This window comes from Acinetobacter sp. GFQ9D191M (genome assembly GCF_011174875.1).
In the GTDB taxonomy this organism is placed as follows: domain Bacteria; phylum Pseudomonadota; class Gammaproteobacteria; order Pseudomonadales; family Moraxellaceae; genus Acinetobacter.
Genome location: NZ_JAALGV010000022.1, coordinates 51,357 through 76,786, shown reverse-complemented (window position 1 = coordinate 76,786; position 25,430 = coordinate 51,357). Strand labels below are relative to the sequence as shown.

At 42.7% G+C, this 25,430-nt stretch carries 22 protein-coding genes; 13 read left to right on the top strand and 9 right to left on the bottom strand.

The annotated features are described in order from the left end of the window. Window positions 1-4 precede the first annotated feature (4 nt). The 4 genes from G5T77_RS04415 to G5T77_RS04400 form a co-directional block, all read right to left on the bottom strand. Window positions 5-832, bottom strand: a complete 828-nt coding sequence (locus tag G5T77_RS04415; RefSeq protein ID WP_159123179.1) for an ABC transporter permease — start codon at window positions 830-832, stop codon at window positions 5-7. Beyond that, on the bottom strand, window positions 832-1,803 hold the full coding sequence (locus G5T77_RS04410; protein WP_166134950.1) for an aliphatic sulfonate ABC transporter substrate-binding protein: 972 nt from the start codon (window positions 1,801-1,803) through the stop codon (window positions 832-834). The genes G5T77_RS04415 and G5T77_RS04410 overlap by 1 nt, the downstream gene beginning before the upstream one ends. 323 nt (window positions 1,804-2,126) lie before the next feature. Beyond that, entirely contained in the window at window positions 2,127-2,480 is a 354-nt protein-coding gene (locus G5T77_RS04405) for a hypothetical protein (RefSeq protein ID WP_004783846.1), read from the bottom strand. Window positions 2,481-2,708: 228 nt separating this feature from the next. Then, window positions 2,709-3,731, bottom strand: coding sequence for an AraC family transcriptional regulator (locus tag G5T77_RS04400; RefSeq protein WP_166134947.1), 1,023 nt, complete (start codon window positions 3,729-3,731; stop codon window positions 2,709-2,711). A 138-nt stretch (window positions 3,732-3,869) separates the two neighbouring features. Between G5T77_RS04400 and G5T77_RS04395 the strand changes: the two genes are divergently transcribed. The 3 genes from G5T77_RS04395 (at window position 3,870) to G5T77_RS04385 (ending at window position 7,770) form a co-directional block, all read left to right on the top strand. Then, entirely contained in the window at window positions 3,870-4,640 is a 771-nt protein-coding gene (locus tag G5T77_RS04395; protein ID WP_166134944.1) for a 3-hydroxyacyl-CoA dehydrogenase, read from the top strand. Window positions 4,641-4,732: 92 nt separating this feature from the next. Next, entirely contained in the window at window positions 4,733-5,869 is a 1,137-nt protein-coding gene (locus G5T77_RS04390; RefSeq protein ID WP_166134941.1) for an acyl-CoA dehydrogenase family protein, read from the top strand. Between the two features lie 254 nt (window positions 5,870-6,123). Next, window positions 6,124-7,770: an AMP-binding protein gene (locus G5T77_RS04385; RefSeq protein WP_166134938.1), complete on the top strand. Its 1,647-nt coding sequence runs from the start codon at window positions 6,124-6,126 to the stop codon at window positions 7,768-7,770. 189 nt (window positions 7,771-7,959) lie between these two features. Here the strand turns inward: G5T77_RS04385 and G5T77_RS04380 are convergent, their stop codons facing one another. Further along, window positions 7,960-8,469 (bottom strand): pyridoxamine 5'-phosphate oxidase family protein, encoded by a 510-nt coding sequence (locus G5T77_RS04380; protein WP_166134935.1) that lies wholly within the window; start codon window positions 8,467-8,469, stop codon window positions 7,960-7,962. A 258-nt stretch (window positions 8,470-8,727) separates the two neighbouring features. On the opposite strand from G5T77_RS04380, the gene G5T77_RS04375 reads away from it, so the two are divergent. The 5 genes from G5T77_RS04375 to G5T77_RS04355 all read left to right on the top strand — a co-directional run bounded on the left by G5T77_RS04375 (window position 8,728) and on the right by G5T77_RS04355 (window position 11,987). Beyond that, a complete protein-coding gene (locus tag G5T77_RS04375) occupies window positions 8,728-8,916 on the top strand; it encodes a hypothetical protein (RefSeq protein ID WP_166134932.1) in 189 nt (62 codons plus the stop codon). Window positions 8,917-8,955: 39 nt separating this feature from the next. Next, window positions 8,956-9,726, top strand: a complete 771-nt coding sequence (locus G5T77_RS04370; RefSeq protein WP_166135057.1) for a HesA/MoeB/ThiF family protein — start codon at window positions 8,956-8,958, stop codon at window positions 9,724-9,726. 58 nt (window positions 9,727-9,784) lie between these two features. Then, window positions 9,785-11,083, top strand: a complete 1,299-nt coding sequence (locus tag G5T77_RS04365) for an AarF/UbiB family protein (RefSeq protein ID WP_166134929.1) — start codon at window positions 9,785-9,787, stop codon at window positions 11,081-11,083. Between the two features lie 132 nt (window positions 11,084-11,215). After that, complete coding sequence (gene folB / locus G5T77_RS04360; protein ID WP_004783828.1) at window positions 11,216-11,596, top strand: dihydroneopterin aldolase; 381 nt, start codon at window positions 11,216-11,218, stop codon at window positions 11,594-11,596. Beyond that, on the top strand, window positions 11,553-11,987 hold the full coding sequence (locus G5T77_RS04355; RefSeq protein ID WP_125279517.1) for a 2-amino-4-hydroxy-6-hydroxymethyldihydropteridine diphosphokinase: 435 nt from the start codon (window positions 11,553-11,555) through the stop codon (window positions 11,985-11,987). The genes folB and G5T77_RS04355 overlap by 44 nt, the downstream gene beginning before the upstream one ends. A 434-nt stretch (window positions 11,988-12,421) precedes the next feature. On the opposite strand, the gene coq7 is transcribed toward G5T77_RS04355, so the two are convergent. Both coq7 and G5T77_RS04345 read right to left on the bottom strand, forming a co-directional pair. Then, a complete protein-coding gene (coq7, locus tag G5T77_RS04350) occupies window positions 12,422-13,057 on the bottom strand; it encodes a 2-polyprenyl-3-methyl-6-methoxy-1,4-benzoquinone monooxygenase (RefSeq protein WP_004783823.1) in 636 nt (211 codons plus the stop codon). A gap of 3 nt (window positions 13,058-13,060) precedes the next feature. Beyond that, window positions 13,061-14,380 carry an MFS transporter gene (locus G5T77_RS04345; RefSeq protein ID WP_166134926.1) on the bottom strand — a complete coding sequence of 440 codons (1,320 nt, stop codon included), beginning with the start codon at window positions 14,378-14,380 and terminating at the stop codon, window positions 13,061-13,063. A 174-nt stretch (window positions 14,381-14,554) separates the two neighbouring features. On the opposite strand from G5T77_RS04345, the gene G5T77_RS04340 reads away from it, so the two are divergent. Together G5T77_RS04340 and G5T77_RS04335 are read left to right on the top strand one after the other, a co-directional pair. After that, window positions 14,555-17,311, top strand: a complete 2,757-nt coding sequence (locus G5T77_RS04340; protein ID WP_166134923.1) for an autotransporter assembly complex family protein — start codon at window positions 14,555-14,557, stop codon at window positions 17,309-17,311. A 38-nt stretch (window positions 17,312-17,349) separates the two neighbouring features. Continuing rightward, window positions 17,350-21,873, top strand: a complete 4,524-nt coding sequence (locus G5T77_RS04335) for a translocation/assembly module TamB domain-containing protein (protein WP_166134920.1) — start codon at window positions 17,350-17,352, stop codon at window positions 21,871-21,873. A 106-nt stretch (window positions 21,874-21,979) separates the two neighbouring features. Here the strand turns inward: G5T77_RS04335 and xseB are convergent, their stop codons facing one another. Both xseB and xseA read right to left on the bottom strand, forming a co-directional pair. Further along, the gene (gene xseB, locus G5T77_RS04330) at window positions 21,980-22,174 is read right to left on the bottom strand and encodes an exodeoxyribonuclease VII small subunit (RefSeq protein ID WP_005235956.1); all 195 of its coding nucleotides are present in this window, start codon (window positions 22,172-22,174) and stop codon (window positions 21,980-21,982) included. Then, window positions 22,164-23,435, bottom strand: coding sequence for an exodeoxyribonuclease VII large subunit (gene xseA, locus G5T77_RS04325; protein WP_166134917.1), 1,272 nt, complete (start codon window positions 23,433-23,435; stop codon window positions 22,164-22,166). The genes xseB and xseA overlap by 11 nt, the downstream gene beginning before the upstream one ends. Before the next feature lie 454 nt (window positions 23,436-23,889). Between xseA and G5T77_RS04320 the strand changes: the two genes are divergently transcribed. From G5T77_RS04320 to G5T77_RS04310, 3 genes are all read left to right on the top strand, one after another. Further along, a complete protein-coding gene (locus tag G5T77_RS04320) occupies window positions 23,890-24,336 on the top strand; it encodes an I78 family peptidase inhibitor (RefSeq protein WP_166134914.1) in 447 nt (148 codons plus the stop codon). Between the two features lie 112 nt (window positions 24,337-24,448). Continuing rightward, window positions 24,449-24,808, top strand: coding sequence for a hypothetical protein (locus tag G5T77_RS04315; RefSeq protein ID WP_004783806.1), 360 nt, complete (start codon window positions 24,449-24,451; stop codon window positions 24,806-24,808). A gap of 215 nt (window positions 24,809-25,023) precedes the next feature. Next, window positions 25,024-25,293, top strand: a complete 270-nt coding sequence (locus G5T77_RS04310) for a hypothetical protein (protein ID WP_004783805.1) — start codon at window positions 25,024-25,026, stop codon at window positions 25,291-25,293. The last annotated feature ends 137 nt before the right edge of the window (window positions 25,294-25,430 follow it).

The window sequence follows — 25,430 nt, the reverse complement described above, 5'->3', positions numbered from 1 at the left end:
TAAATTATGACTTTTTAATCACATCTCGCCAGCGCAGTAAGCGGGTTTCAAACAATTTCATAATACTGTCGGTGATTTTGCCTAGGACTGCTAACAGGATAATCGCAATAATCACAATATCCGGACGTGAAGTTTCACGACCATCACTGAGCAGATAACCAATCCCTTGAGTGGCAGCAATCAATTCAGCTGCAATCATAAACATCCAGGATAAACTCAGGCTATTCCTTAAGCCAGTCAATATTCCCGGTGAGGCAGCAGGCAATACAATCTGCTGAACCTGTTGCCAGTATTTCAGGCGATAGACTTTCGCGACTTCAAGCAGCTTACGATCCACACCCTGAATCGCTGCCACAGTATTGGTATAGGTTGGGAAGAAGGCACCAATTGCGATCAAGGTGATTTTAGAAGATTCATCAATCCCTAACCAAAGTAAAAGTAACGGAATCCAAGCCAGACTCGGAATGGATTTAATTGCAGAAAACGTTGGTTCCAGAAAATCTTCTGCATGTCTGTTTAGCCCAACCAGGATCGCAAAGATCAGTCCCAATCCACTACCAATCCCAAAGCCAAGAAAAACCCGCCAGCTACTGGTCCAGATGTGTTGCCATAAATCGCCCTCAGCCAGTTCAGTAAAGGACTGAAACAGGCTACTCGGTGCAGGCAACAGATAAGGTTCGATTACGCCATTACGGACCAGTATTTCTACCAATACGATAAAAATAACAGGCAGGGTGAGGGCTTTGATCAGCGAAATGCTGCGTGGTAACACAGCGGATTTTGACTGTTCTTCCACGCTCAACTGTTCCGAGATGCTTTTCGGTATAGCCATTACTTAGTTGCAACCTTTTTAGCATAGCGGGCATCAAATAATTGAGTCACGACCTGATTGACATTGGTTCCTTTACGAACCAGTTCTTCTTCCGTCAGGATACGACCAGCTTTTTGTAATGCCCCGGTATGTTTGGTGGTTGGAATATTCTGATCCAGATTAGTACGGCTGAGTTGAAGCTTGGCGACTTCAATCGGAAGCTTGGCTTCACGTGCCAGTAATTCAGCCAATTTGTCGGGATTGGCTTTCGCCCATTGACGTGCCTGTTCATAAGCTTTAATCACTGCTTCAATCGCTTCCGGACTGGATTTGGCAAACTGGTCTTTTACGCTCAGTACGCTATAAGAATTAAAACTGACATTGCGATACAGTAATTTGGCACCTGACTGTGCCTGCGCAGATGCCATTAAAGGATCAAGGCCTGCCCAGGCATCGACCTTTTTACGCTCTAACGCAGTCTTACCATCCGGATGCTGTAAATGAACGAGCTCTACATCGCGTTTGCCCAAACCAATCGTATCTAAGGCTTGTAAAGTAAATAAGAAAGGATCTGTACCTTTAGTGGCAGCAATCTTTTTACCTTTCAAATCTTTCAGAGATTTGATATTTGAATCTTTATTAACGACCAGTGCTGTCCATTCAGGCTGGCTCTGGATATAAACTGTTTTAATCGGGCTACCATTGGCGCGGCTAAGCACTGCCGCTAAACCTGCAGTAGAAGCAAAATCTGTGCTACCGCTATTTAGATATTCGAGTGAGCGGTTACTGCCTTGGCTAAATACCCATTTAATCTTGGTTTTTGGCAAAGCTTTTTCTAGCAGTTTCTGTTCTTTAACCACCAGACTGGTCGGTGCGTAATAGGCATAATCCAATTTTAATTCAGATGGAATCGCTGCGTTAGCCAAGCCGGTAAAGAGAGAAATAGAAAGACCGAGTAAAGTCAGACCCGAAGTTCTTAATGTTTTTTTCATGAATATCTCAATCTTGAATTAAATTTTTGACATTCATAGCGGTAAATTGATAAGCACACAAAAAAGAAAAAAAGATAATCAAATCAAAAAATGAAATAATTAACAGTTTTAAATATAGGTATTTGTTTTTATTTAAATTTATTAAATAAAGAATAGAAAGGTTTTGCTTAGATAAAATTTTAAAAATGGTATGGCGTAAATTGATAAGCTGTTTTTTTAATCATTCGTCTTTGCAGTAGGAAGTTTTATAAATAACGAGTGCCATAAAAAAAGCGATGCATTAGCATCGCTTTTTGAGTCACTATTTTATCAATCTGGATAGCTTACATTGGGTAGTCTTGCAGACAGTCATAAACCTCGACTTGATCTAGGCTACCAGTTTCCATTGCCAGGCAAAGAGCCACGACTTTGGCAGTATCAGCAAGATATTGTTCATCTTTCAGTGCAATACCTTGTTGTAATGCAACGATGCGCTCAGCCGGAATTTCAAGCGATTTCGCAGCTTCAGTGGCATCAATCTGGTTAAAGAAGTGCACAATAGCATCTTTGAGGGCAGAATCAGACGCATTCAAGATGCCTTGATTCAATTGCTCTGCATTAAGATCGGTCGAAGAAACTAAAGCCTGGGCGAAGTTTTGAACAAGATTTTGTCCAAGAACATCAGTCATCTTTAACATGGAAAATACCTTCAACAAGGAAAGAGGGAAAGGGAGTACAGCCAAAAGTGAAGCACTAAAAATTGATTGAAAAATAAATTATATTAATAGGGAATGCAAAGCATTATGGATGACCGTTCAGTCCTCTATTTTTGGGCTGTAAGCCTTGAAAAATATAACTGTTGAGAAAATATAAATTTAAATTTATATGCTAAATTTTAATCGTTTTTAAGTCTTATTAAATATAAATTATCTAGTAATATTTTGTCTATAGGCACCTGGACTAACCCCTGTCCATTTTTTAAAGGCACGATGAAAAGCACTGACTTCCTGGAAGTTAAGCTGATCACTGATGTCCTGCAAACTTTGATCCGTACGGGTTAATAGTTCAATGGCTGTATCACGACGAATTTCATTTTTGAGCTGTTGATAAGTCACACCTTCATTTTTAAGACGCCGTTGCATGGTGGCTTCAGACATATTCATTTTCAAAGCAAGCTCATTCAGTTCAAGCCATTCAGCCGGAGGTACTTTTAAAAGCTGTTTGCGGATCTGTGCACTTAGCGCATAAGGATTTTTAAAGCGAACTAGCAGGTTATGCGGAGTCTGTTGAATAAACTGATACCAGGAGGTTTGATCCTGTTTTACTGGGAGCTGCAAATAGGCTGCATCAAACTGGATATAGTTTTCACTGGCCTGATATTCAATCTGCTCACAAAAACGGACTTTATAATCAAAATCATCGAGTGGTGCGGCACATTTCAGTTGAATCTGATTAAGTAAAACCCGCTGTCCGCTTAACCAGCATAGCAGGGTATGAATCAGCATTAGATAGGTTGCATAACTAAACATGCGCTTGGTCTGGTTCTGGTCATAGATCACGATATAGGCAAAGTTTTCTTCGACCATCAGTGTGCTGTGCAGATCATCCAGAATCAGATTAAAAAATTGCAGGATTTGCTGCAGAGCTTTTTCCAGCGTATCGGTCTGTAACAGCATTTTTGACAAGAGTTTGAAACTGCCACGGCGCATTGGATGGCTGTCCATGCCAAAAAATTCGTCATTCATGCTATCGGCAAGTGCAGTCCATAGCGCGGCATACTGCGCCACTGACACCCGTGCTTTAGCGGAATGAAGAATCTCTAATGGAATGGCAGCCTTAGTTAAAATCGCAGCAATATCATAATGCTGTGCTTTGGCATTCAGCAGTGCTTCATGAACCAGATCAATCGAAATGGTTCCCTTACTATATTCCAAGGCTGGTAAATGCATAGCCAGTCAGATATCCCTTCTTTATTGTCCAAATCCATCAGTGAAGATGCAACATTTGGAAATTGTACAGAATAAAATCTCTGTTTACTCTGCCTATTAAGTCGTAGCTTGTCATAAAAATAGGAACAGGACATTAACATGAAAATTCAGGGAAAAGTGATTGTGGTAACTGGTGGTGCATCAGGTCTGGGTGCAGCCACAGCGACTCATCTGGTGGAACAGGATGCAAAAGTGATTCTGGTGGATATGAACCAGGAGCAGGGCAATGCCTTACAACAGCAACTGGGTGAGCAGGCTGAATTTGTACAACTGGATGTAACGGATGAGCAGGCGGTTGAAGCTTTCTTTAATCATGTTGAAAATCAGTATGGCCAACTCAATGGCTTGGTGAACTGTGCTGGTATTGCACCTTCTGCCAAGGTACTGGGCCGCAATGGAATCCATGAACTGGCGATGTTCCAGAAAGTGTTGAATATCAATGTAAGTGGCACATTCAATATGCTTCGTTTTGCAGCGGCTTTAATCGCGAAGTATGAGCTGCAAACCGATGAAGAGGAGCGCGGTGTAATCGTGAATACGGCTTCAGTTGCAGCCTTTGATGGTCAGATTGGTCAGACAGCTTATTCTGCGTCTAAAGGTGCAGTCGTTGCGATGACGCTGCCACTCGCGCGTGAGCTGGCACGTGAAGCGATTCGTGTCATGACCATTGCACCCGGCATTATGGAAACCCCAATGCTGAAAGGCATGCCGCAAAATGTACAGGATGCTCTGGGGCAGATGGTTCCATTTCCACCACGTCTGGCCAAACCTCAGGAGTTTGCCCAGTTAGTAGGTCATATCTTCGAAAATAGCTATCTGAACGGTGAAGTGATTCGTCTGGATGGCGCCATCCGTATGGCTCCAAAATAAGTTCGAGCCAACGAAGCAAAATACAAAAGTCAGAGTAGATAGGTTTATTCACTCTATATGGAAAATTAAAAGATAAGTAAGGGATATACGCAGTGCTTTTAAATGACGAACAGAAAATGATTCAGGAGATGATGCGAAACTATTCGCAGCAAAAACTGAAACCTACCGCTGGTCTAAGGGATAAAACGGCTCAATTTCCAGCACAAGAATTGAAAGAACTCGGTGAACTCGGTGCACTCGGTATGACCGTGTCTGAACAATGGGGTGGAGCAGGCCTGGACTATGTGTCGCTGGTACTGGCTCTTGAGGAAATCGCTGCTGGAGATGGAGCCATCTCGACCATTGTCAGTGTGCAGAATTCACTGCCTTGCGGGATTACCCAGCGTTATGGTACCGAGGAACAAAAGCAGAAATACCTGACCAAACTGGCGACCGGTGAATGGTTGGGGTGTTTCTGCCTGACGGAACCTCAAGCCGGTTCCGATGCCAGCGCACTAGAATGTAAGGCAGAACGTGATGGCGATGAATGGGTATTAAATGGCACCAAGCAGTTTATTACTACCGGTAAGCATGCCCAGATTGCACTGGTATTTGCAGTGACAGATAAATCTGCGGGCAAGAAAGGAATCTCATGTTTCTTGGTACCTACCGATAGTCCAGGATATATCGTCTCGAATCTGGAAGAAAAAATGGGGCAGCATTGTTCCGATACCGCGACCATTATTTTTGATCAATGCCGGATTCCGGCTGAGAACCTGTTAGGTCAAGAAGGTGACGGCTACAAGATTGCCTTGTCTAATCTGGAATCTGGCCGGATCGGGATCGCAGCACAATCTGTAGGTATGGCACGAGCTGCACTGGATGCTGCTGTTGAATATGCCAATGAACGTAAATCTTTTGGTGTAGAGCTGGTGCAGCATCAGGCAGTAGCATTCCGTCTCGCAGATATGGCCACCCAGATTGAGGCAGCAAGACAACTCGTCTTACATGCAGCAACGCTTAAAGATGCAGGATTACCATGCTTAAAAGAAGCGTCCATGGCTAAACTGTTTGCTTCGACTATAGCAGAGCGAGTCTGCTCGGATGCGATTCAGATTCATGGCGGTTATGGCTATGTCTCAGATTTCCCGGTTGAACGTATTTACCGTGATGTCAGAGTGAGCCAGATTTATGAAGGTGCATCAGATATTCAGCGTCTGGTCATTGCTCGGGAAGTGAGCAAAGTTTAAAAGTCATGAAATAGCCGACTGTTCAAATCCTGCAGCTCATTTGAGGGAGATGGAAATTGTGATGGTCTATAAAACATGGTCAATTATTGATAAAGCGAAAAGTGACTCAGTAGAGTGACACCTAACATGTCCTAGCATTAGGGCATGTTATATAAAACCGGCATTGCAATGGAATTCGCAGACGGTAGACAGAACAACAAATACAACGGACACAGACATAAAGTCTGTTTATAAACGGAATAGAGGTTGTCGTGATGAAGACACTAGAACAAGCGTATCGTGAATTTGATTTTGACACTATGGTTCAACAACATCTGGCAGGAACGCCAGATTCACTCAATGCCTATACAGAATGCTGTGGACGTTTTCTGGGACAAAACCGGATCGCGTTAATCTGGGAAGGTAAAAATGGCAAGACCCAATATTGGACTTTTGAACAATTGGCTGAGGCTTCAGGACAATTGGCTCATTATATGACCTCACTGGGTTTACAAGCAGGAGACTGTATTGCCGGACTGCTCCCACGAACCCCAGAATTATTAATTACCATTCTAGCCACCTGGCGTATTGGTGCGATTTATCAGCCTTTATTTACCGCTTTTGAAAGCAAGGCAATCGAGCATCGTATTAATACCGCACATACCCGACTCATTATTACCAATCAGGAACAGCGTGCGAAACTGAATGATCTGGATATTCCACATATTTTAACCGTCCATCAAACGCCTGAAAGTATCAATCAGGATGCAGATTTCTGGACTGAACTGAAGCAATATCCAACTGAGCTTGAGCCGGTTCAAGGTCATTTTAGTGACATTTTCCTGATGATGTTTACTTCGGGTACAACGGGGCTGGCAAAATCAGTGCCTGTTCCCCTTAAAGCTTTACTGGCATTTAAAGGCTATATGCTGCACGCCGTAGATTTACGTGACGAAGATACTTTCTGGAATCTGGCAGATCCGGGTTGGGCTTATGGTCTGTATTATGGAATTGCAGGTCCATTAAGTTTGGGGCATAGCATCATTCTGGATGAACGTGCCTTTAGCGTAGACAATGCTGTTGAAGTCATTAAAAAATATCGGGTAAATAACCTGACCGGTTCTCCAACCGCGTTCCGGATGTTCTATGGCTTTAAGGAAAAATTTGATGCTGAGATTAGCTCATGTTTACGTGTGGTTAGTAGTGCAGGTGAGCCATTAACACCTGAAGTCATTCAATGGTTTAATCATGAAATGGACGTCAATATCTATGACCAGTATGGACAGACGGAACTGGGAATGGTGATTGCCAATCATCATGCATTAGAGCATCACAAGAAAATCGGTTCTGCTGGCTTTGCTATTCCAGGACATCGTTTTGCAGTTTTAAATAAAGAGCATCAAGAAGTCGAAAAAGGCGGTATTGGTACTTTGGCCATGGACTGCTCAGCCTCACCTTTGATGTGGTTTGAAGGCTATGGCGGTAATAATCGGAAAGCCTTTGTGGGACAGTACTATTTAACAGGAGATACCGTAAAACTGAATGAACATGGTGGAATAGATTTCATTGGTCGTGCGGATGATGTCATTACGACTTCGGGTTATCGAGTTGGACCTTTTGATGTAGAGAGTACCTTGCTGGAGTGTGAAGAGGTGCTCGAGTCCGCTGTGGTTGGAAAACCAGATCCGGAACGTACCGAAATTGTGAAAGCCTTTGTAGTGCTTAAATCACAATATGCCGCTAGTGAAGAACTGATGCTGAAATTGCAAAACTATGTGCGTTCCCGTTTATCTAAACATGCCTATCCGAAAGAGATTGAGTTTGTAAGTGATTTGCCTAAAACCTCTAGTGGAAAAATTCAGCGTAATCTGCTTAAACAACAGGAAATTGCCAAGATTCAGGGTATCAAACAGGTCAGTTAATATATTCATTTAAATATAGTGAAAAGGTCGCAATTGCGGCCTTTTTTATACGATTAATTTGTTTATGTTCGAATTTATCAGAGAAAATAATTGTCATTACAATATAATACATTTCATCTTTTAAATAAAATAAATCAAAAATTTAGCCTCTTATTAAGAGGCTAAATTGAAGGTGGAATTCTTATTTACTTATAGATCAACTTTTTTGTGCTCAGCATCTGGTTCCCCAGCTTCGCCAATCACACCACCTTTTAATGCCTTAAATAGCTGCGTTACTTTGTTATCGGTGACATTCCAGTATTCTGCACTTTCAGCTTCAGCAATCAGTACACGCACGCTAGGATCATCTTTACCTTCAAACCAGTTTTCTGCCCATGGATTCCATAATTTTTCAATCAGAATACGGTCAGTACTGATCTGTGCATTTGCGCTGATTGATACATAAATACCATCAGAAGGTTTAGCGAAAGACAGGCCGATCTGAGTACGACCAGTATTGGCAGCTTTCACCAGATCATTAGTATCACGCATGATGAAATACAAATTCTGATCCTCATTCATTTGCTCAGAATTGAGCATGGTCATCGGCTGAGAATGAATTTCCTGACTTTCGGTCACATGGCTGATCATGGTGTAACGCACATCTTTAATTAGTTCCCATAATTTTTCACGATTATTATGCTGATTTTGTTCGTTCATCTATATGCTCCATACTATTTATTGAAAGCGAGGATAATTGCTATTCCTTAAGCAGCTTAATCATATTTGGGAATGGATACAGAGAGTCTCACTGAACTGATACATTTTCCTACTGAATTGCAGGTAGCAGCTACAGAAGTGCTAAACAATCGAAATTCAGTTACAGGGTGATAAAAGAATAGAAGAACGAGGTTCCAGGAAGATGTAATACGTGAATAAATTAAGTGGCATATAGATCAAGTTAAGTGCATTCATAATATGACTATTACATATTTATTAGGACACTATCAGCTTGATACGGAGCATTTAACTGATATGCTATTTGGCGCTAGTATTGCCAAGCCATTTATTGATTTGCTGTTTATGCGCAGAGAAGTTAATTTGCTCGAGATTTATCCGCATATTGAAATTTCGGTAAATGCACTTTTTGTGGCACATGCTTCTTAAAAATCTTCGAAACAAGGAACGACGTTGTCTATATCGACTATGGATGCCATATCCCCAGAGTTTGAACTCACCGATGCTGAATTGCACTTATATAGTCGTCAGATTCTTCTGGATGGTTGGGATATTGAAGCACAGGAAAAGCTGAAATTTTCTAATATCTGTATCGTGGGGTGTGGCGGGATTGGTTGTGCCTTGGCAGAACTTCTGGCACGAGCGGGTGTAGGCAAAATTACTCTGATTGATCCTGATACCATCGAGATGAGTAATCTACAACGACAACTGGCATTTACGCCAAATGATTTAGGCTTTTATAAGGCAGAAATACTCGCGAAAAGGCTGGCTCAGATTAATCCGAATGTTCAGGTTGAATATATTAATCAGGCTTTAACAACTGAAAATGCAGAAAGTATCATTGAACATCAAGATCTGGTGCTGGATGGATGTGATCAGTTCGAGACACGTTATCTGATCAATCAAAGCTGTGTAAAACTGAATGTACCTTTAATCAGTGCTTCTGCGATTGGTTTGCAAGGGCAACTGTTCATGATGGAAGGGGATTCAGCTTGCTATGCCTGCCTGTTTCCACCTGAACATCAGGCTGATACCAGTTTGCGTTGTGCAGACTCAGGCGTCTTGGCGACTACGCCAAATGTGATGGCGAGTTTGCAAGCTCATCATGCATTGCTTTATTTAGGCCTGGGTAAAATGCCACTTAGACAGAAACTTCTACTCTGGGATGGTCTGAGTTTCAAACAGCGCATTTTAAGTTTCGAAAAAGATACAGATTGCCCGGTCTGTCAGGCAAGATAGGCCTGCAAAATTTAATTTTTTTGCTACACTGCATGTAATTAATTTTTCCTAAGACATTATGAAAAAAAATATCTGGTTAGATGGAATACGTTCGGTTGCCCGTATGGGTGAAACCGCAGTAGTTGCGGCGAAGGCCGGCATTAAATATGCCACTGAAAAGCCAAGTAATGCCAAACTCATGCGTGAAACATTTGAGTCTTTAGGCTCAACCTATATCAAGCTCGGTCAGTTTATTGCCAGTACGCCGTCGCTGTTTCCGCGTGAATATGTGGAAGAGTTTCAGGGCTGTCTGGATCAAACACCGACCTTGCCATTCAGCTATATCCAGGAAGTGCTAGCATCAGAGTTTTCTAGCCGAAACTTGGATGAAATCTTTGCCTCAATTGAAGAAACACCACTGGCTTCTGCTTCTATTGCACAGGTACATGCGGCCAAGCTGGTTTCTGGTGAAGATGTAGTTATTAAAGTACAAAAGCCGGGTGTGGAAACAATTCTATATACCGATTTAAATGTATTGCATTGGGCGACCAAACTGCTGGAAAAAGCAGTGCCGAAAGTAAAATTTGCGTCATTGGCAGATATTGTCGAAGAAATCAAAACCCGGATGGTGCGTGAAGTTGATTTTATTGAAGAAGCACAAAATCTGGATGATTTCGTCAATTATCTGAATATCACCAATAATAAGGCAGCAACTGCTCCTAAGGTTTATCATCAATATTCAACACGTCGTGTGCTGACCATGCAACGTTTATATGGCGTGCCACTGACTGATTTTGAAGTGGTGAAAAAGGTCGCTAAAGACCCGTCACAGGTTCTCATCACTGCAATGAACACCTGGTTTGGCAGCCTGATGATGTGTAACAGTTTCCATGCTGATTTACACGCGGGTAATCTGATGCTGCTTGAAGATGGTCGTGTGGGCTTTATTGATTTTGGTATTGTCGGCCAGCTTAAACCAGAAGTCTGGACAGCCTGTATGGCCTTTATGGATGCCTTGCAGCATACCAATTATACCCTGATGGCAGAGAATATGCTGAAAATGGGTATGACTGCAGTTGAGATTGATACCAAAGTGCTTGCGGCTGATCTTGAACGTTTATTTAGTGGTGTGATGTTAGCTGATCCTCAGGATCTATTAACTTCAAGCCCAGCCGATCTCAACGATATCATGATGGATATGGTAGCAGTCGGTGAACGTCATGGCATTCGTTTCCCACGTGACTTTGCTTTATTGTTCAAGCAAATGCTGTATTTCGACCGTTTCATGAGAATTCTGGCGCCGTATACAGATATCTATGCAGATCAGCGTTTGCAGATGGTTCAGACTATGGATCCAAATTTGCTGTTAAAGCACTAATTTAATCCCTCCCGTCCTCCCTTTAAGAAAGGGAGGCTTTCATTACAAAATAAATAGAAGTGATGAAAGTCCCTCTGTATTAAAGAGGGATTTAGGGAGATTATTGGTAAATATTAAATTCCGAGTTTTAAAATGGACGCAATTATTATTGAAGGCTTAAAGGTCGATACAGTAGTCGGCTGCTTTAATTGGGAGCGTCAAATCATTCAGCCTTTAATGCTGGATCTAAACATTCGTACCAACTTAGAACAAGCGGCACAGTCAGATGAACTGGAAGATACTTTGAATTATGCCGAAATCTGCGAGATTTCAGCGCGGGTGATTCAGGAAGCTCAGCCAAAATTGATCGAACATGCAGCAAAACTGGTACTAGACGCGCTTTTTGCTACCTTTGAAAGTGTAGAATCGATTATGATTACGATCCGTAAGCCTGCCATTATCGCGCAAGCCAATTCTGTAGGGATACGTCTTGAACGCCACCGCAACGATATTCGCCCTAGCACTGGCGAGTAATTGTCATCCACAGCAACATTTTCAGGCTGCCCAGCAACGGATCAGTGAGTTGGGGGAAGTCCGGTTTTCTCCAATTTACCTCATTCCATGTCGGGATAGTATCGGAGCAGATTACTGGAATGCGGCCTGCCTCCTATACAGTGAAGTTTCTGTTCAAGATATGACAGATTTATTAAAGCAAATGGAAACGGATTCAGGGCGGGTTCGACCATCGCATCAGATCAGCCTGGATGTCGACCTGATTGCATGGGGAAATGATTTAAGCCAGATGGAATTTAATCCCAAAAAATTACCGCTTGCACTAGACGTAAAAATCCCGATGCATGACATCTGGTCTCATCCTGCATTTGGATATGATCGCCGTCTTCAATATCCACAAGTCAAAATTTAATCTGTATCTGAAATTAATCTAATGAATTTTTCAGTTTTATCTAAGTAGGGGATCTGTATTTGCCAAAAAACTATTATTTACTTTTTCTTTTTATAAAAAATAACTAACAACACAATAATTGCGAATAGAATGCCAAGAATAATACCTGTTTCCATACGTCACCTTTAAAGCATTATTTTTTTGATAAATAGGTCATAGCTATTTAATAGTTATACCTGTCTCAATCGTTCTAGAATTTTAATAAATACGAGATGAAACCGGTTCGATTATAACAGCTGAATAAAAGAATAGAGTTTGATTAAAATGTGAACCGATATTCTGTTGGATAGATGGTTAAATTGATTGATCTGCACTCAAAAAAATCAATGAGTCATCTTGTTTAAGAATTCATGAGAATAAAAAAAGCCCTCAAAAAAGAGGGCTTCATTTGATACTTAAATATAATAACTGGTTTTGGTCATTAACTTGGAAATACCGGTCATAGCAATCTTGACTGGAAGGGGTAAATCTACACCGCCTGCAGCCAAAGCTGTATCACGGTGATGCAGTTCATCTTCATTCATTTGTTCCAGAATGCGACGTGAGCGTTCATCCTGTGCGGGCAGTTGATTAATATGATGCTGTAAATGCATACTCACTTGGCGTTCGGTTTCTGCAACAAAACCCAGACTGTATTTGTCCCCCGCAATGCCGGCAATTGCACCCATCCCAAAGGAAAGGCCGTACCAGACCGGATTGAGTAAACTGGTATGGCTATCTAGTTCTTGTAAGCGGTCTTCACACCAGGCCAGATGATCCTGTTCCTCAATTGCCGCCTGTTCCATTTCCCGACGTACATTTGGTAATTTCGCGGTTAATGCCTGTCCATGATAAAGCGCTTGAGCACAGACCTCACCACTATGATTTACGCGCATTAAACCAGCTACATGACGGGCATCACTTACAGTAAGCTGGGTTTCAACCGGTTTTGCTGGATTTTCCCGTTGTGAGGAAGTTGTTCCTGGAACAAGACTGCGTAATGCCTGGTCAAAAGAATGAATAAGCTTATCGACACCTGTATATTGACGCATGAATTAATCCTCCAAAGGGGCTTTTGCGGTTTTGATCATCGGTTTCAATCTATAGAGCAGCCATAAGGTAAATAGACCACTCAACACAGCAGTAATACAGAAAAGTATTTTAAGATCAAACTCTAAAATGCTTAAAATAATAATTGAGAATATAGCAGAAGATACCATGAAAACGGCATTCAGGATGTTATTTGCTGCAACCACACGTGCACGATGTGAGCGGGGAGAATGCGCTTGCATCATTGCATACAGCGGCACGATATAAAAACCGCCACTAATGCCCAGTAAAGTTACCGCCAGCATCACATGATAATAGCTCCAGCCTTGCTGGAATACATCTGCCAAGCCAAGTAGAGCACCAGTACGTTCCGGGACAAAGGCAAGACTTGCTGCCAGATACAATGCAAAAACTACAAGACCAATAGCGCCAATAGGAACCATTTTAATATTGACCTCAGTACCACCTAATCTACGGCATAGATAAGAACCTAAACCGATCCCGACAGAGAAAAAGGTTAAAAGCAGACTGGCAACATTTTCAGAAGCATGCAGGTTTTGTAAGGTAAGCTGTGGAATCTGGGTCAAATAAGTTGCACCATAAAACCAGTACCAGGAGTTACCCAGCAGAATTAAAAAAACCAGCGGTAAGCTTTTGGCATATTTAATGGTCTGAAAGCTGGTCCGGAAAAAGTTCCAGTCAATGTTGATTTCAGGCGCTGGAATGCTCTGCTTCAGAATATAACGACTGGAGAGATAGCCAACCACGGCAATACTTAACACCGTCAGGCTGATCCAGATCAGATTGCCTGTAGAAGCAGCAATGACTGCACCACCCAGAATCATACCGAATAAAATCGCTAATGAAGTGCCTGACTGAAATAGTGCGTTACCTGACATCAATTCATCCGGTTTTAATACTTCAGGCAAAATGGCATATTTAATCGGGCCGAAAAAAGTGGATTGAGTGCCCATTAAAAACAGGGCGAACAATAGCATCCATAAATGACCGAGTAGGAAACCAACAGTCCCCAGAATCATGATCACAATTTCAAAAATCTTTAGATAGCGAATCAGCTGGGAACGTTCATATTTGTCTGCAATCTGGCCTGCCGTCGCAGAGAAAATAAAATAAGGCAAAATGAACAATAGTGCGGCAAGGTTATTTAGTGTGCTAATACTGGCTGATTGTTGCTGAATCCAACCATAGGTAATCACCAGTAATAATGCCTGTTTAAAAACATTATCATTCAGTGCACCAAAAAACTGGGTCAGGAACATGGGTAAAAAGCGGCGGCTCGCTAACAAATGTTCATTGTTGTTCATATAAGACGTGCTACATTAAGATTTATTAAGAAATGTGAGATATACGTAAACATTGAGAAAAATCATGTAAGATACTTTCGTCCATGTAAAGGCAAAACCCAATAATTTAAGTTCTTTAGCTTATCTTTTTCGGTCAAATAATCAATTAAAGAATGTATTCGTTTAGAGTTTGCTATGCCCGCAAAGAGAAAATTTAAACAAACGATGCTGAATCGTAGTATGGGGTCTCTCGTACCGTATCATGGCCGAGCCAGGCTATGTATGAGTATATTTTTCATGATGTTATCGCATCAGGGCATGGCACAAACCGAGCAGACCGAAACTCCGGTAGCACTATCTCGGGCAGAAATGATCGAAGAGTTATCCCAAGAAGCCGTTCGACAAGGGGTAGCTACGACCGAAGCTGAAGCAACAGAAAAAGTTGAAGAAGCTTTAGAACCTGAAACTTCCACTGTAGATAGTATGCAAATGCTGCAAGAACAGCAGACTATGGGAACGTCTCTGGGTGAATTTCAGCCAATTGAGTTTGATGATTTAGAACGCCTGCCGGTGCAAACGATTGACCAGAGTATGGCCAATGAGATTTATCAGGTTGCAGAAGAAGCGAAACGCGAGGCGCAAGCCTATCGCCAATCAGCGCAAACTGAAACGGTAGTCAATGATATGAGTCAGCAGGAACTGGTTGAAATCAATCAGGCACCTGTGAATGTTGATCAGCTTATGCAGTCCATTCAGGCCGATAGCCAGATTATTGTCCAAAGAAATGAGTCGGGTGCGACCTTATCCGAGTTGCCTGCACCAACGACGCCTGAAAATGATAAACGCCCTAATATTTTCAAGCGACTGTTTTATAAAATACGTCCACCTCGCCAGATTATGACCGCCAGTTTGCCTCGGATCAGTGCAGATGTGGTCATTGTGAATGGAAATGGCACTGCACAAAGCAATGGCGGATTGAATCGTAAAGCCCAGTCAGAAGGTTATACGAATCTTAGAAATAATGTAAAAGCTAAACTTTCTAGCTTTACCCAGGAATCCTTTGAAGATTTTTCATCTGCATTACCGCAACTCCGTAATCTGTCCAATCAGGCTGCCCAAGCTGTAGGTTATTACAATGCCCAGTTCAGATTTGAAAAATTATCAGATAGCCGGGTCAGAGTTTATGTAACCCCGAATGAGCCGGTCATTATCAATACCCATAATATTGAGTTTAGTGGGCCAGGTGGTGAACAGCCGCAGTTCCAGGTTATTAGTCTTCTACCTGAACAGGAAGAAGGTGATATCTTTAACCATGGGGATTATGAAAAAACCAAGGACCGGATTAATACCGCAGCCAGCGACAATGGTTATTTTGATGCTTACTGGCGCTTGCATGATGTGCGCATCGCTCAACCCGAAAATACAGCCGATGTGAATCTGCGCTTTGAAACAGGTGAGCGTTATAAACTGGGTAATGTAGAGTTCAGGATGAGTGATCCTGAAAAAGAATTTCCACTGAATCGTGATGTACTGGAAAGTCTGGTCACCTGGGAAGATGGTGCTGACTACACCTTCTGGCGTGTGAATAGCTTGGCCAACAACCTGACGAACTCACGTTATTTTAACTATACGCTGGTGGATACAATTCGTCCTGATCCTATTGATCGAGAGCTGGAACTGGCACCGGATATTCAGAGTCTGATAGAAGAACAGAAGTTTTCAGAAGATGAAATAGGTGTAGCCAAGAAAGCTGCACCGGCATCCGATCAGGAAGTTACACAGGATGTGGTGGATGAAGATCAGTTTGCTGGTAGTCGTGATGCAGAGAATCCAAATTTAAGAACTTTGCGGGTTCAGCAGCAGACCAAAGAAGACGAAGAAGAACGTTTAAAGGCTCAGGCTCGTGAAGAGAAAAAAATTCCGGTGATCGTGACACTGAATGCAGACCGTCTTAACAGTGCCGAAGTTGGTCTGGGTTATGGTACGGATACCGGAACACGCTTACGTGGACAATATCGCCGCGCGATCGTAAACAAGCGTGGTCACTCATTTGATGCCAACCTTGAATTGTCACAAATCCGTCAGTCAATTGATGGCCGTTATAATATTCCATACAACCATCCACTTAATGACTATATCAGTATCGTGGGTGGTTATGAGCGTGAAGAACGTGATGGTGTGGCCCAAGGTGATGGCCTGTTAATTGAATCCGCGGTACTTGGTGCTGACCGGATTATTAAAAATCCGCGTGCTAATTGGCAACAAACCTACGGTCTACGTTACCGTCTGGATCGTCTGACGCAGGATGGTTCGGTTGATTTTAGCCAGATTCCGGAAGCATTCAGATTCAATACTGAAGATGAACAGCAGTCTTTACTGGTGGGGTATGAAGTTTCCCGTACTGATAGTGATCGCCGCGTGAACCCGACCAAGGGCTTTAAGCAAACCTATAAAGTCGAATTGGGCAGTGAAGCTCTATTGTCTGATGCCGATATGGCGATTGTGAATGCAGGCTGGCGTTTTATCTATTCACTGGGTGAAAATGCCGATCACCAGTTTGTTGGACGTGCGGATCTGGGTTATATCTTTACTGAAGATTTTGCCAAAGTACCTTATAACCTGCGCTATTTTAGTGGCGGTGATCAAAGTATCCGTGGTTTCGACTATAAGAGTCTTTCTCCGGAAATTGAAGGCTTTAAAGTGGGCGGACAGGCTTTGGGTGTGGCTTCACTGGAGTATAATTATCAGTTCAGGGAGGGCTGGCGCGCTGCAGTATTTGCGGATGCCGGAAATGCCTATAATGAGGATTTTAGTAATCCGACAGAATATGGTGCGGGGCTGGGGATTCGTTGGGCTTCACCGATTGGCCCAATTCGTTTAGATGTGGCGACCGGACTGTCGGATGACAATTATCCGATTCGTTTGCATTTCTTTATTGGCTCGCAGTTATAAAACATTTATTAATTAAAAAATAGTTATTTGGGTAGATCATGGTCGAAAACCAACCACAGCCAGAACAAGAGCAACAACCTGAAGTTGTGCCGAAAAAGCGCCGTATATTTAGAAGTATTCTATTGTCGGTCCTTTTTTCTCTTATTTTTCTGCTGTCTGTATTGGCGATCCTGTTTTCTACCGATAAAGGCAGTAAATTCCTGCTCGATCAGGTGATGCAGCGCCAGGAAATCATTCATTATGAATATGAAGGTGGGAACCTGTGGCGCGGGATTATCCTGAAAAATGTTCTGGTTACCCTGAAACCGGTCGATGTCAAAATTGACCGTGCTGATGTCAAGCTGGGTTGGCGGGCGATTATCAAAAAAGAAATTCATCTGACTGAAGCAGATGTACTGAATTTACAGATTATTAATAAAAATCCGCCAAGTGATGAGCCATTCAAGTTCAATGCTATTCGTTTACCGTTTGTATTGCGGGTTGATCATTTACTTCTCGATCACCTAGTAATTAAAACCCAGACCAATGCAGTCGATTTTTATAATATCGAACTGAATGAAGCATTATGGTCAGGTACCGAGCTGAATTTCGAAGATTCCCGCATGGATATGGGCTATCTGTCGGTACGTGAAGCTACTGGGAAAATGCAGTTTGAAGGTAAATATCCACTAGATGCACGCGGGATTTTAAATCTGCCTTCACTCAGAGAAAGCCTGAATATTCATGATATTCAAGTACGTGCTAGAGGTACACTGGATACTATTCAGGCCGGGGTCGCGACCAACACTCCAGATTTGCTGACAGGCTGGGCGGTCCTGCACCCGATGCGTCCTAATGTACCCATGCGTGGTGAACTCCAGTTCAAGCAATATCACTGGCCAATCCTGACAGAGCAGAAACTGTTTACGAAAGATGGTGTGGCTGAGTTTAATGGGAATACCAAGCGCCTGGATTTGAATGTTCGCACTGATATTGAAGGTGAAAATATCCCGGATGGGCAATATACCGCAGTGATGTATACCGATCTGGTCAATCAGCTCAATATTACTGATTTAAATGGTCAGCTAATGAAAGGTTCGGTAAGTCTGGCAGGTACTGTAGGCTGGGCTGATCGGGTGGATTGGGATCTGACAGGTCGCATGAATGGGATAGATCCGAAACATCGGCGAATTCCTCAAGTAGTGCAGGACTTTCTGCCACCGAGTCTAGATGGCAATATTGCCTCTACTGGTAATCTGGAAAATGGCCTGCATCTAACAGGACTGGTGGATTTTGACCGCTATGAAACCTGGAATATCAAGCTGGATCAGAAGCCGGTTAAAGACAATAAAGCTCAACCGATGTTACTGGATGTAGCCTGGAAAAATATTGACCGTGCTGTGCCTTATATCGGCTGGTTAAAAAGTGAATCAGGCGATGTTGATCTGGTACTGGTCGAAGGCCAGCAAAATATTCATGTCGCTACCCAGGTTGCTCAGCATGAAGAAGGGCTGTTGCCGACAGGAATGTATCAGGCACAATTGAACCTGAAAAATAACATCCTGAATGTTCCAAGTTTTAAATATAGTGGAAATGGACAGGCCGGCAGTCTAACAGGTAATGCACGAATTGAACTGCCAGAAGAAAAACGTCAGCTCAAATGGTCCGCAGTATTAAATGCCCAGAACCTGAATACTCAAACTCTGGCTGCAGCTTCACCAATTGACCGCTTGAATGGTCGGGTAAAAGCCAGTGGTTATGCACGCCCGAATCAGCAAATTATTAATCTCAGCGGTGTAGATCTGACCGGACGACTGGCTGCGCAAAATGAAACCGTTCATCTGACAGGTAATAGTAATATTGCCTTGTTGTTCCATGATGAAAAAGCAGGTGGCGGATTCAAAAGTTATGCGGTCAATTATGATGGTGCATTAAGTGCCAGCCAGATCAAGGCCAGTCAGGGATTGTTGAAACTGCGCATGTCGGGTACGCCTGATATGCTGAGTATCAAGGAACTGCGTCATGATGGGGTCGCTGGAAAAATTAATGCCAATGGTCAGGTGAACTTGGCGAATGGTATTGGCTGGAATGTAAATGCCTCTTTGGTGCGTTTCAAACCTCAGTATTTCAATGCCAAGCTTAAAGGTGAATTGTCTGGCAATCTGCAAACCCAAGGTGTCTGGTCGGATGCAGTGAAGCGTGTCCAGATTCAGCGCTTAAATCTGGCCGGTATGTTGAATAATAAACCGGTACGCGGTAAGGGTAATCTGGCTGTATTGATTGACTCCAAGCAGCGTGGTTTTGTACCGCAGCAGTTTGAAGCCAATAACTTGTTCCTGTCTTATGCCAGCAATCAGTTACAGGCCACAGGTAATGCACAAAATCTGCAACTTAAAGTGAATGCACCGGCATTATATGAGCTTTACCCGGGATTAAGAGGCCGGGTACAAGGCTATATTAATATGCAGGCACAACCGCGTTTGCAAGCAACTGCAAATCTGGCAGTAGATAAATTTGCCTTCAAGAACCTGTTTAGCGTAGATAAGATTCGGGTACGCGGCCAGTTACCAACTTCACAAACCACACCTACTTTATTGACTGCGACCATGGATCAGTTGCGTAGTGGCAATAGACAGATTGTACGTGGTGAAGTTTCACTGGCTGGAACCCGCGCCGCGCATGTACTGCAAGTTCAGGCTGAAAACAAGCTGTCTAAATTCTTTGTTCAGCTGGCAGGTGGTTTTAATGCACAAAATAACTGGTTAGGCCAGATCCAGCGCGGTGATTTCGACTCACTGCGTACCCATCTGGTACAGCGTCAAAATGCAGCTGTGATTTATAACACTGCACAGTCGGATCTGTTTGTTGGCGCTCATTGCTGGATGAGCCAGCAAAGCCAGCTCTGCTTTGATCAGCCAATTCGAGTGAATAAAACTCGAGGTAGTGCTTCATTTATTACCCGTAACCTGGATCTGGCTGACTTTAGTGCTTTTCTGCCGGAAGGTATAGCATTAACCGGTAAAGTGAATGGTTATGCTAAGGCAGCTTGGGCACAAGGTGCTAAACCGAAGATTGATGCACGTCTGGTAACCCGTAATGGGGTGATCGGCTTATCTTCTGATGATCCGGAATATTTAGGCTCGACCTTAAAATATGATGAAGTGGGGCTGGTCGCAAAAAGCGTGGCCGCTGGACTACAGATTCGTCTGGATGTGAAAACACCAGATATTGGTACAGGCTATGCCAATGTGATTATTGATCCATATCGTGACAATAAACCAATGCGTGGCGAGATTGCCTTTAACCAGGTTCAACTGAAGGTCTTTAAGCCATTCATTCAGGATGTGCGTAATCTGGATGGTACTTTGTCTTATGCAGGTAAAATTAGCGGAACGTTAACCGATCCATTACTTGAAGGTGAAATTCGGGTTAAGGACGGGGCGATCAGCATGATTTCATTGCCAGTCAATCTGACCAATGTGCAGCTCTATTCATCAGTCCGTCAAAATACCGCGACGATTAATGGCGCATTTAACAGTGGCCGTGGCGCTGGTAAATTAACCGGCTCTGTAGACTGGAAAGGTGATCCACGCGTACAGCTAAAACTTCAGGGCGAAAATCTGCTGATTCGTCAGGCACCGCTGATTACTGCGGTGGTTACGCCTGACCTGACCTTGGATATGTATCCGTTCAATAAAAAATTAAGCTTGAGTGGCAAGGTCGATGTTCCTCGTGCACTGATTTCCATGCCTGAAGCCTCTGAACCTGTCGTGGGCTTGTCTTCTGATGTTCGTGTTGTACGTGAAGGAGATGACCAGCTCGCCATTCTGAAAGCGGCACGTCCATGGGATATTCGCGCAGATGTTGCAGTGTCGTTAGGAAATCAGGTGATCTTCCAGGGCTTTGACAGCCGTATACCACTCTTAGGTCGTGTCAATCTGACGCAACGTGGTCTGGAATCTGCGATGCGTGCCAATGGGGCGATCGGGGTATCACAACGGGTGAAAATTGAAGCCTATGGACAAAGTCTGGATCTGAACCGTGCGATTGCGCGTTTCAATGGCCCATTATCGAATCCAACCCTGGATATTGATGCTAATAAATCGATACAGGGCAGCACAGTCGGTGTGCGTGTTACAGGTACAGCCTCAAGTCCTGCCATTCAGGTATATAACGATGCTGGTCTGTCTGAACAGGAAGCGTTGAATGCCCTGATTACTGGTCGTATCAATGAAGGAGCTTCAGGTTTAAGTCAGGCGGAAGGTTTCAGATCTGATGTAAACAACACCATTGCAGCCGCCGGGATCAGTCTGGGCTTGGGCGGTACGCGTGCTTTGACCAACCAGATTGGCCGTAGCTTTGGCTTGAGTGGTCTGGCACTGGATGCACAGGGAACAGGGGATGATACTCAGGTGTCTGTAACCGGTTATATTACGCCAGACTTGTATATCCGTTATGGGGTGGGCGTATTTACTCCAGTGAACAAGCTAACCTTGCGTTATCAAATGAACCAGCGTTTATATCTGGAAGCCAGTCAGTCTTTAGAGCGTGCAATTGACTTGTTCTATAATTGGCGGTTCTAATCTAATAAAAAGCCCTCTAAATGAGGGCTTTTTATAGGCAAGAGATTTTAAAATAGCCTAAGCATTTAAATCATCAGCCTATACTGATTTAAGGTATTTAATAAAATTAATCCTTAAAGGTCTCATTCAGTGCATTCTGAACAGCTTCCACTCGGGATTTACAGGCTTTATACGCCTGCATAGACTCTTCAACGATTTTCATCAGATTATCAATATCTGGTTCTTGCTGAGATTCAAGTAATTCAGCATTCTTTTTCAAGATGTCATAGCCTTCCTGAAAGCTCAAAGTATCATGACTCATGGGGAGTTACCTGCGTAAGTTGTGCTGAAAATAGACCATCGTGTAATTCAACCTGAACGGGTTGTTGCACATCAATTTGATGAATTGAACGAACCACGTGTTCTTGCTGGCGCACAATGGCATAACCTTTGGACAAAACATGTTTGGGATTTTGCAGTAGTGTTTCCCGCATCAGGGCATCTAGCTGCTGATTAATTAGTTGGGTCTGTTGCTGGGCAAGGTTAGAAGTATTGGACTTGAGCTGCTCTAAACGTTGCAAGGCATTCACAATCTGGTGATTGGCCAGATTTTGGATTAATTTTAGATATTGCTCATTCTGGTTTTGATAAGCCTGAATTTGCTGTTGAGAAAGCCGCTGGATGCTTTGCAGGTTATTTATAACTTCTTGCGTCAGCTCGACGACATGATTGCGAATTCCAGCAATCACCTTGCTCGGTGTGTCGAAAGAACGATGAGCGATTTCATCCAGAATCGTCCGATCTTTTTCATGACCAATACCAACCCAGACGGGAACTGAACGTCTGCAGAGCAGGGCAGCCAGCGCATAGTCATTCAAATACGCCAGATCATTGACTGCGCCACCGCCACGAATGATCACGATCAGATCAGGCGCGTGATGATACGTTTGTGCCCACTGCTTTAAAGCTTGTGCCAAGCTTTGCATGATGCTTTGCGGTGCCGTATTTCCCTGAAAGGTCGCACTGTGATAGATAAATTCGCATACCTGAGCTTTTTGTAAAGCATCAGCATCTTTCTTGAAATCGCCCAGACCGGCAGCCTTTTCTGGAGCAATCACCAGAATCCGGTTTAGGTCAAAAGGTGTAGGGAGATTTTTATTGCGATTAATCAGACCTTCGGTTGTCAGTCTTTCTACAATCTGCTGATAACGTCGGGCTATATCTCCCAAGGTATATCCAGAATCAATCTCTACAATATTTAGGGAAAACCCGTATTGCGGATCAAAACTGGCTTTGACTTTGATTAAAACCTTAAGATCCCGGCTTAGCTCAATACCACTTTCACGTTCAAATTGCGTCACAATTTTCTGTGCAGCAAATTTCCAGATCGTGGCCCGGCAACTGGCAATGACCTGATCATTGTCAGGATCTTTTTCTGCCAGTTCCAGATAATAATGGCCAGCTTTAATATTTAAATTACGAATCTCGGCTTTGACCCACACCGGCGTATCGAAAGTGATTTTGACCACTTCCTGGACCGTAGAAAGGTATTCTTTTAAGGAAAGCTGGAGATCGTCTTGCATGCCGAGATAAAGTTTAAAATTCAATCAAATATTAAATCAATATGATTGCTAGTACAAACACTAAGCTCAGCGCATAAAGAAGACTAGGATAAAAAACTGAGGCAAGAATTAGCTTAATAGTCTAAAAACAAAATATTAGAGTAATCCTTGGTTGATGAAAGGTAATAAACACTTTGTATAATAATGTAATGACATTGTCATCTTGAAGCCATTCCAATATTTAACTGAATCTAAATTTTAGTTAGTTTAAGAAAGAGATTACTTTTAAAAGCTAATTATTGATTGATATAAATCATAGGAAATAGTGAGAAGTTAAATGTGATTAAAGCTAATGATATTAAAAAATGATCCTGCCGCTTTTTACAGAATTACAAACACTCAAGCCTTTTCAGATCTGACGCTATAAGTGGAATATGCTACATTAAAGGCGAATTCCTTTAGAAGAATACCGCTCATGAAAAAAATAATTTTATCTGGCTTGTCTGGATTATTTGTATCCATCCTCCTTGCTGGCTGTAGTACGACCCAGTCGACTGACTCAAACTCAGCGTCATTAGGAACAGCGAATCCAGCGAGTGCCTATTGTATTAATCAGGGTGGAAAGCTGGAAATCCGTAATGAAACTAATGGGCAAGTGGGCTATTGTCATTTAAAAAATGGGCAAGTGGTCGAAGAGTGGGAATATTTCCGCGCAAACCAGCCTAAATGTATCGCTGATCAGGCGGCTGCACTGGTGGGCCAATCCAATTTAACTGAAGCGCAAATCAAAGAAAAAACCAAAGCTCAAATGGTACGCATGGTTGCACCTGGCCAGCCTGTCACTATGGATTATCGTGAAGAGCGCGTGACGGTCACTGTAGATCCAGCCACTAAGAAAGTAGTTCAGGCAAGTTGTGGCTAAGATATGAAATGATACTTTCGGGCAGGCAGTATCAATAAGAATAGGTAGAAATTTCATTTTAAATGACAAATCTGCGCTGATCTCTTATAGTGCCTCTCGGAAGGAGAAATTCATGAAAAAGTTATTTGCTTTATCGCTGATGGTTGCTCTGGTCGGCTGTGCAGAGAAAAAACCTTTAACCCCTGAAGAGCAGTGGCATGGCTATTGTCGTAGTGTGGGGAATGCTGCACGAACCATTATGCTGGATCGTCAGAATGCGATCGAGAAAGAAAAGGCTGTTGAGCATGCCAACAAGATCGATGATGACATTACTCGCGGTTTTATCCTGAATATTATCGATGAAGTCTATGCACTTCCGGAACAGGAAATTAAGACCGATGTAGATGCAGCCCGTGAGAAAGTCCGCGCTGAATTTACCGAAAAATGTATCGCCACACCGCATGATAAAATGCCAGATTACAAACCGTTCTAAGGAACGGTTTTTTTTATATTTAAATAAAACAAACTAAGAAATCATCATTCAAAATAAATAGTGGTTTATAGATATAAGAAAATTCTTCTAATAATAAAAATAGCCTAAGCAATATTAAATATAATTTGTGACAATTGCTAAATCTAAAATATAGAAATGCTTATCTTTATATTGAATAATGAATTTAACTCCAAAGCCTTGAGGAGAAGAATAATATGGACGTCGTGAAGTATTTATATCACTCAGATCTGCTGTTAGAAGATGAAAAAGGATTGGCGATTATCGGTGGCGGACGCTATGTCCTGAGTGTAGGAGATAAGGTCGTGATTAAGCAGATCTTGGAGCAGGATAAAAAACGCTGTCTGGTCGAGATTTCCTTTGCCAGCAATAACCACAGTCAGACCTATGAAGATCAATGTGAATTAAAATTTGAGGGTTGTCGGGACGCTTTTCAGCAATATTTGAACTCGACGACAGTCCACTAAGGTGTAGTATCTTTTTCTAAGTAAATCAGGCAACATCGATGTTGCCTTTTTTATGCGTCAAATTTGGTTAAAAGTTGCCATATCTGTACTTAAATTATGCAAGGCGATGATGATTTGATTATTGAATGATCTTTATA